The following is a 7,426-nucleotide window of genomic DNA, read 5'->3' as shown; positions in this document are numbered from 1 at the left end:
ATGGTGTTCTCGCATATCTACTATAACACTTATTTTGAATTCAGTCGAGTATTTTCGTTGTATTTGTCCCTTTTTTGCCATAAAAATATGCACCTCCAAAAGTGTCTAACTTTTGGGGTGCATATCATTTTCATTCTCTGTCCGTTTTTTATGCTATATAGCTTCTTATTGCATCTGTCCAAACCTTGTAGGCTTCGTCTTTGAGATGTATACCGTCCTTTGTAAGCTCGGGATTAAGCTGATTATCCTTTGAAAATACAGAATATAAATCAATATACGTTATTTTATATTCTTCGCATAAGCTTTTAATTTGCTTGTTAAGCTTTTCTATTGTACTGTTAAAGCATTTTGTTTTCTCTTTTTCTTTTGAAATGGGAAGAATACTCTGAACATAAATAGTTGTATCAGGAAAATTATTTTTCATTTTTTGTAATAATTCGGAATAGCTTTTTGCACACATATCAACATTGTAGTTAGTTAAATCGTTAATTCCGATAAGCAAAAATATTTTTTCGGGCGAAACAGCTTTTACCATTGAAAGTCTGTTTGTAACTCCTTTAATGATATCTCCGCCGTAGCCTAAATTGATAACCTTGATATCTTCAAAATATTTTTGAAAATCTCCGCCTCTTGTGATAGAGTCACCTAAAAAGGCAACATCAGAGTCATAATTCAATTTTTCTAAACAGCTTGACCAGGCAGTTACAGCATGATTTACAGGGATTGTAGCCTCTTTTAAATTCAGCTTAACTAATACCTTGCTATCATAGTCTGCGTGAAAAAATATTGTAAAAAAGCCCGCAATAAAAATAAGCGCCGTTAATGTTATTGCTACGCAATATATTTTATATGCTTTCATACTATTCCCCATACATTTGTATTATTTGAAGAGTAGTATACCATAACTTTTGTAACTTGTCAAGTTACAAAAGTTATATTTCAAGTTATCGAATAAATGATAATTTAAAGGTATACTATAGTAGGGTGACAGTTATGAAAAGTCAGCAGTATAAAAATTATAAATATCTCGGACTTAATATTGCATATTATCGCAAGGAAAGAGGACTGTCCCAGGAACAGCTCGCTGAACTTGTAAATATCAGCCGTACACATATGAGCAGAATAGAAACTGCCGAGTGTGCGGTATCTTTAGACGTGGTTTTTGAACTTTGCCAGACTTTAAACGTAAAGCCTTGTCAGATGTTTGATTTCAGAGATAATTGAGTAAAAAACCGACAGGTCATTGACCTGTCGGCTTATTTTTGTATATTTGGATTGTTACTGATTTCTAAAATATAATCAATAGAAACATTATATATCGAAGATAGTTTAATCAAAATATCGGTGGGAATATCTCGCTGTCCTAATTCATAATTGCTGTAAACCTGTTGGGAGCAATTCAGCTTTGCCGCAATTTGCTTTTGAGTTAAATCGTGGTCTTCTCTTAAATCCCTAATCCTGCGAAACACATCCTCACCTTCTTTCAAAAATATTATACCCTACTGCAATTTGCGGTATTGACAAAAACCGCAAATTGCAGTAAAATAATACAAAAAGAAAAAAGGAGAATAAAAAATGAAAAAATTTTTATGTTTCTTATTGTCGGTTATCTTAATTATGTCTCTATCGGCATGTATTATGGAAGATGTACCGATTAAAGAAGAGGGAAAAGAACAGAGTCAATCGGTTTCAGAGAAAAAAGATACAACATACAAGCTGAATGATGCGGCTGTTTTTAAGGATTTAAAATTCACAGCGACCGAAATTAAGGAATCGAATGGTGATGGCTTTTTTGAACCGGAAAGCGGAAATGTTTTTGTAGGTGTAAAATTTACAATCGAGAACATATCTGATGAAGAACAATCAGTCAGCAGTTTATTGTTATTTGAAGGCTATGTTGATGATGTGAAAAGTTCGTATTCTCTTTCCGCAGCATGTGCTTTTGATGAAGGAACGCTTGACGGAACTGTGGCGGCAGGTAAAAAATTAGTTGGTTGGTATGCTTTAGAAGTGCCGGAAAATTGGTCGACTATAGAGTTAGATGTTCAAAGCTCATGGCTATCCAACAGCTCAGCTAAGTTTGTGTTTGAAAATAAATAATATGTGGGGTTGATAAAATGAGAAAAAGAAGTATATTTTTAATTATTGCTACAATATTGGCAACAGCATATTCGATATATCTTTTTTGCTACTTTGTAGGCGGAACAGTATCGTCAAGTGGGACAGAAGCAATAGGGGGAGCTATTGCAACGGTTCTTGTTGCTCCCCATGCAATTATGTTTTTTATAGGAGCTATTTTTGGATTTATTGGCTGTTTTGCTAAAAAATCTTGGGCAGCGTTAGTTGCCGCAATTTTATATTCGGTAGGAACGCTGTTCTTTTTAGCGTATATAATGTTTGGAGCTCCTATTTTAATTTTAGGATTTATAGGATATGCTAATCAAAGAAAAATCAATAAGAAAGTTTTAGTATCAACAAATATTGGTGAATAACATAAAAAAAGAAAGACAAATATTTTTGTCTTTCTTTTTTATTTCATTGATTTTTGTGGTAAAATATGATATATTTGGTTTAATATTGTTTTTGAAAGGAATTGACTATGAAGCTTAATTATAAACGTATTGTTCTTGTAGGAATGGCTTTCTTTCTCATTTCTGCTTTTTGGCAGGCGTATGACGCTATAGTTCCTCTTATTCTTACCAATCATTTCGGTTTACCGCAATCGGTGTCGGGCGCTGTAATGTCTATTGACAATGTTCTGGCTGTTTTTATGCTTCCTATTTTCGGCGCTCTCTCAGATAAGGTCAATACAAAGTACGGCAAGAGAACACCTTTTATATTTTTCGGAACTATTTTTGCCGTAATTTCCTTTATATGTCTTACCTTTATTGATAATTATCAGATTTCCCGATTGATTGCAGAGGGTATTCCCGAGCTTCAAAAGGGTGCTATGACAGACGAGGCCTTTTCTGCTTTTGTAAGAGAAACAACCGTTCAGCTTACTATTCAGAATCCTTTACCTCTTATAGGCTTTATTGCTACTCTTCTTCTCATTCTTATTGCTATGGCAACCTTCCGTTCTCCTGCCGTTGCATTGATGCCTGATGTTACAGTAAAGCCCCTTCGTTCAAAAGCGAACGCTGTTATCAATTTAACAGGAACAGCAGGCGGAATTATAGTTCTTGTGCTTGGTATGGTTTTTGCCACCTCTAAAAAAATATATATGCAGTATACAGGCTACGTAGTTGCTGTTTGTGCTGTTATGCTTACAGGTTTTATTATCTTTCTTTTGTGCGTTAAAGAGAAAAAATGGGCAAAGGAAATGGAAGAGGATACATTAAAATATGGACTTGCCCAAGAAGCTGAAGCGGTTTCGGAAACAGGCAAAAGTAAGCTTTCAAAAGCCGAATTCAAATCCCTTTTGCTTATACTTGCATCTGTTGCCCTTTGGTTTATAGGATATAATTCCATAACAAGTAAGTATTCCGTTTATGCTACCAATGTTCTCGGCTTTGATTTTAATTTCACTCTTATAGTGGCACAGGCTGCGGCGATAGTTTCTTATATTCCCGTTGGTCTTATTGCTTCAAAAATCGGCAGAAAGAAAACAATTCTTGCGGGAATTATTATTCTTGCAACTGCATTTGCAAGTGGAATTTTTATAACTCCAAATACTCCCGAATTGATTATGTATCCCGTATTTTCCCTTGCAGGAATAGGCTGGGCAACTATCAATGTAAACTCATTCCCTATGGTTGTTGAGCTTGCTAAAAACGGAAACGTTGGTAAATATACAGGCTATTATTATACAGCGTCTATGACAGCGCAAATTGTAGCGCCTATTCTTTCGGGCGTGCTGTACGATTTCTTTGGTATGAGATACGTATTCTTTACCTTTGGCGCTATATTTGTAGTTTTCTCTTTTGTAACAATGTTCTTTGTAAAGCACGGCGATTCTATACCCATTAAAAGAAAGAGTGCTCTTGAGCAGTTAGACGTTGATTGATTATGATAGAATTTATTATTTTTTTATTTGTTTTTCTGATTGTGCTTTTTGCAATCTATATATTTGTTTTGGCACGTCCCAATGGAAAAATGCCTAAAAAAGAGAAGCTGCTTACCGACTATGCCCATAGAGGCTTGCACGGCAAAAATATTCCCGAAAACTCTCTTGCCGCTTTTGAAAAGGCTGTCAACGAGGGTATTGGAATAGAGCTTGATGTTCAGCTTTCCTCTGACGGTGTGGTTATGGTTTTCCACGATTATACGTTAATTCGTATGACAGGCTGTGATAAAAAGCTCTGCGAGCTTACAGCAGATGCATTACAAAAGCTTTGTCTTTCAGAAACAGAGGAGAAAATACCCACCTTTGAGCAAGTATTAGCTTTGATAGACGGAAAGGTTCCTCTTCTTGTGGAATTGAAGGGGGAAAGCATTGATACATCTCTTTGTCCGAAGGTGGCGGAAATTTTAAGAAAATATTCGGGAGACTATTGTATAGAGTCCTTTAATCCTATTATTTTAAAAAGCATAAAAAAAGAGCTTCCCGATGTCTTTTGCGGTCAGCTCTATACAAATGTTTGCCGTGATAAAAAGAAAATAACCCCTCTCAATATCGTGCTTTCACTTATGGCTTTTAATTTTCTTGCAAAGCCGGAGTTTATTGCATACAATCAAAAGGACAGAAATTCATTTCCCGTAAAGCTTACAACAAAGCTTTATAAAGCCCCTAATTTTGTATGGACACTAAGAGGAGACGAAGAGCTGAAAAAAGCACGTGAGCTAAAGGAACACCCAATATTCGAAAAATGAGCCGTCGTTTGACGGCTCATTTTTAATCAAGCTGTTTTAAAAATTCATTAAAGTTATTTGCTTTTTAATTGCTTGAAAAATTCTTTGAAATTATTGGTGTTAAAATCCGCTGTTACTCTGAAAAAGGTGTTTTCAATTCCGTATGAAATTTCCGCATCAAACATTACCATAGTAAGAATGGAATCTTTTATAAATGCGGCTTTGTCATAGGAACTGTATGTGTAGGTATATGTTTTTTCCTTAAATTCAAAATTTTCGGGACCGTCTAAAATATAGCTTGGTACGGCAACCGTGTCTTCGTATGTAAGCACTTGAGGTTTTGTGAAAAAGTCTTCAAATTTCATAACCTTATAAGGCTCGGGTGTAGCACCTAAGGCACCGTGTCCCCAATAACTCCATTTGAAAGCGGGAGTAGGTGCATAGTCTATAGGATAGCCCTCGTCTTTCTTTAAAGAATTGTTGATTTTTTCAATTTCACTTTGTGTCGCGCCGTCTTTGGTAACTGCTTTATAGCGAAAGCCTTTAATGGTACAGGTGTTGTCCATTTTAAAATCAAGGTTTGCATTGAGAAAATATCCGTTCTCTAACGGAATAAATACCCAGACGTTAGCAGTTAAAGCAGTCTTTGCAGGGGCTAAAGATTCTCCTGCAGAAGAGCTTGTATCTGTGGGATTTTCGGTATTGTTTTCAGAACAGGCAGTAAATGCAAATAACATAACTGCACTCATAAATAATGCTAAAAGCTTTTTCATAGAATATCCTCCATTAAGGTCTTATAAGGGTGCCTTCGCGGTAAACAGGCTGGAAGAGAATCATATGTCCGCCCTCTCCCATTACCTCAACACGAACATAATCCTCGCCCTGAAGGGTATAAGAAGCGCTTGCGCTCGTTTGCTGTGAAAGTATTTTGCCCTTTGGACCGATAAATGTATAAACATAGTTTTCAAGATAGGTTCCGATGGGATATGTCGCCTTGACGTGTAATGTGTCCCCGTCCAAACGGTGATATACAGGATATAATCCCGAGGATGCACATATAGCATTAGCTTCAATTGCTTGCTTCATAGATTCATAATTGTTCTCGCAGGCAATAAGATTAAAATAGTTTCCGCCGTCACATATAGCGTGAAAATCATCATTTGCAAAGCCCGTAACAAGCTTACCGTCAGTAAGCATTTCGTCCCAGATGTCAGTAGCACGTCCCGAGCCGCTTAAACGAAAGCAAACCCAGTTAAGCACTTCCATACCCATAAAGCCGGTTAAAGCGCACATCATTTCGGCACTGAAGGTGGATTTAAAAGGCCAGTTGGGATGACATAGAATACAAAAACCGCCTGATTCTTTTGTTTTGGTAATGGCTTCCTGTAAAGGCAAATGGATTAAATTCTCACGAACACCGATAGTCAGCATATGGATATCGCTTGTATATTCCACACCGTCAATCAGTGTCATTTTCTCGTCGGAGTAATTGGAATAATCACGGTATAGATTGTGGTTTGATAAGCACAATAAACTATATCCGTATTCACGGTATAAGCCCACAGTCTCTTCTGCTGAATGGCTTCCGCAGGTCTTTGGACCTGTGCCTGCGTGGGTATGAAAATTTGCCTTCTTCCATACGGCATTGTCAAGCTTTTCATAAGGATTAATATACATATTATTATCCTCCGAATATTTAATTGTTTTAAGCTATTATACTACAATAAAATAAAGTTTTCAATTGATAAAATAAATTTGTAAAGAAGATAATTAAAAATTGTTTAAAAAACTATAAAATGTATTGACAAAATAAAAAATATACCATATAATAATAAAGCACTGTTTTAAAAGAGTAGCTGAATTAAATATAGGGGTATAGCTCAGTTGGGGACGTTTGCGAGCGCTGCCTGTGGCAGATAAAGCGAGCAATAAGGAATGGCAGCAACACGGCGATTGACGAGCAAGTAACAGCTTGCGAAGTCAGAGACGATGTTGCAACAGGAAGAGCAGCGGTCTCCGATACAAAAAGTTTCATTAATTAAATATAGGGGTATAGCTCAGTTGGTAGAGCAGCGGTCTCCAAAACCGCGTGCCCAGGGTTCAAATCCTTGTGCCCCTGCCATGAAAAACGACAAGTTTCTGTCGAAACTTGTCGTTTTTCAATGAAGCGTTCCATTTGGAAACATTATGACGCTACGCTAATGATGTCACTTTGTTAATGATGTGTTGCTTCGCAACATTAAGGAACGCTTCGCATCATAAGTGAGCGAAGCGAATTTACATCATATTGCGCACAGCGCAATACATCATATCGACGAAGTCGATGCATCGTTTTGCAAGGGTTCAAATTCATACGCAAAACTGCTGAAAATATCTTTTTCGTAGCCCACAGACAAAAATCGACAAGTTTCGATAGAAGCTTGTCGATTTTACTTTTTCACTATTAACTCTTCACTCTTCTCTCGAAACTTGTCGATTAGGTAATAGGTAAAAGTGAATAGTGAATAGGTGAAAGTTGTATAGTGAAAAAGGACTGTTCAAAGAGTGAAAATGTTGGTAAAATATTTTCAGGAGAGTGAACAGGATGAAAAAGAAAGTGAATTACACAAGGGAGTTTAAAGTGCAAGCCTGCGAA

General features: G+C 36.5%; 9 protein-coding genes and 1 tRNA gene. 6 read left to right on the top strand and 4 right to left on the bottom strand.

Annotation, left to right across the window (positions count from 1 at the left end; all coding sequences use genetic code 11):
- Nucleotides 1-148 precede the first annotated feature (148 nt).
- Nucleotides 149-871, bottom strand: coding sequence for a hypothetical protein (locus E7480_08405; protein MBE6904610.1), 723 nt, complete (start codon nt 869-871; stop codon nt 149-151).
- A 122-nt stretch (nt 872-993) separates the two neighbouring features.
- On the opposite strand from E7480_08405, the gene E7480_08400 reads away from it, so the two are divergent.
- Nucleotides 994-1,224 carry a helix-turn-helix transcriptional regulator gene (locus E7480_08400; GenBank protein MBE6904609.1) on the top strand — a complete coding sequence of 77 codons (231 nt, stop codon included), beginning with the start codon at nt 994-996 and terminating at the stop codon, nt 1,222-1,224.
- 32 nt (nt 1,225-1,256) lie between these two features.
- Here E7480_08400 and E7480_08395 read toward each other — a convergent pair whose 3' ends face one another.
- Nucleotides 1,257-1,469 (bottom strand): helix-turn-helix transcriptional regulator, encoded by a 213-nt coding sequence (locus E7480_08395; protein MBE6904608.1) that lies wholly within the window; start codon nt 1,467-1,469, stop codon nt 1,257-1,259.
- 106 nt (nt 1,470-1,575) lie between these two features.
- Here E7480_08395 and E7480_08390 point away from each other — a divergent pair, with 106 nt between their 5' ends.
- The 4 genes from E7480_08390 to E7480_08375 all read left to right on the top strand — a co-directional run bounded on the left by E7480_08390 (nt 1,576) and on the right by E7480_08375 (nt 4,812).
- A complete protein-coding gene (locus tag E7480_08390; protein MBE6904607.1) occupies nt 1,576-2,100 on the top strand; it encodes a DUF4352 domain-containing protein in 525 nt (174 codons plus the stop codon).
- Between the two features lie 17 nt (nt 2,101-2,117).
- Nucleotides 2,118-2,492, top strand: a complete 375-nt coding sequence (locus E7480_08385; GenBank protein ID MBE6904606.1) for a hypothetical protein — start codon at nt 2,118-2,120, stop codon at nt 2,490-2,492.
- A 107-nt stretch (nt 2,493-2,599) separates the two neighbouring features.
- A complete protein-coding gene (locus E7480_08380; GenBank protein MBE6904605.1) occupies nt 2,600-4,006 on the top strand; it encodes an SLC45 family MFS transporter in 1,407 nt (468 codons plus the stop codon).
- 2 nt (nt 4,007-4,008) lie between these two features.
- Nucleotides 4,009-4,812 carry a glycerophosphodiester phosphodiesterase gene (locus tag E7480_08375; GenBank protein ID MBE6904604.1) on the top strand — a complete coding sequence of 268 codons (804 nt, stop codon included), beginning with the start codon at nt 4,009-4,011 and terminating at the stop codon, nt 4,810-4,812.
- Between the two features lie 53 nt (nt 4,813-4,865).
- Here E7480_08375 and E7480_08370 read toward each other — a convergent pair whose 3' ends face one another.
- Together E7480_08370 and E7480_08365 are read right to left on the bottom strand one after the other, a co-directional pair.
- Nucleotides 4,866-5,564: a hypothetical protein gene (locus E7480_08370; protein MBE6904603.1), complete on the bottom strand. Its 699-nt coding sequence runs from the start codon at nt 5,562-5,564 to the stop codon at nt 4,866-4,868.
- Nucleotides 5,565-5,577: 13 nt separating this feature from the next.
- Nucleotides 5,578-6,468 (bottom strand): hypothetical protein, encoded by an 891-nt coding sequence (locus tag E7480_08365; GenBank protein ID MBE6904602.1) that lies wholly within the window; start codon nt 6,466-6,468, stop codon nt 5,578-5,580.
- A 369-nt stretch (nt 6,469-6,837) separates the two neighbouring features.
- Between E7480_08365 and E7480_08360 the strand changes: the two genes are divergently transcribed.
- A tRNA-Trp gene (locus E7480_08360) sits at nt 6,838-6,913 on the top strand.
- The last annotated feature ends 513 nt before the right edge of the window (nt 6,914-7,426 follow it).

It is taken from the genome of Oscillospiraceae bacterium (assembly GCA_015067255.1).
Lineage (GTDB): Bacteria > Bacillota > Clostridia > Oscillospirales > SIG519 > SIG519.
Note: the sequence above shows the minus strand (reverse complement) of the source record. Positions and strands in the feature narration are given on the sequence as shown.

What these genes read in the sequence shown, in the direction of transcription:
- E7480_08405 (MBE6904610.1), bottom strand. Translation starts at nt 871, where the DNA reads ATGGGGAATAGTATGAAAGCATATAAAATATATTGCGTAGCAATAACA.
- E7480_08400 (MBE6904609.1), top strand. Translation starts at nt 994, where the DNA reads ATGAAAAGTCAGCAGTATAAAAATTATAAATATCTCGGACTTAATATT.
- E7480_08390 (MBE6904607.1), top strand. Translation starts at nt 1,576, where the DNA reads ATGAAAAAATTTTTATGTTTCTTATTGTCGGTTATCTTAATTATGTCT.
- E7480_08385 (MBE6904606.1), top strand. Translation starts at nt 2,118, where the DNA reads ATGAGAAAAAGAAGTATATTTTTAATTATTGCTACAATATTGGCAACA.
- E7480_08380 (MBE6904605.1), top strand. Translation starts at nt 2,600, where the DNA reads ATGAAGCTTAATTATAAACGTATTGTTCTTGTAGGAATGGCTTTCTTT.
- E7480_08375 (MBE6904604.1), top strand. Translation starts at nt 4,009, where the DNA reads ATGATAGAATTTATTATTTTTTTATTTGTTTTTCTGATTGTGCTTTTT.
- E7480_08370 (MBE6904603.1), bottom strand. Translation starts at nt 5,564, where the DNA reads ATGAAAAAGCTTTTAGCATTATTTATGAGTGCAGTTATGTTATTTGCA.
- E7480_08365 (MBE6904602.1), bottom strand. Translation starts at nt 6,468, where the DNA reads ATGTATATTAATCCTTATGAAAAGCTTGACAATGCCGTATGGAAGAAG.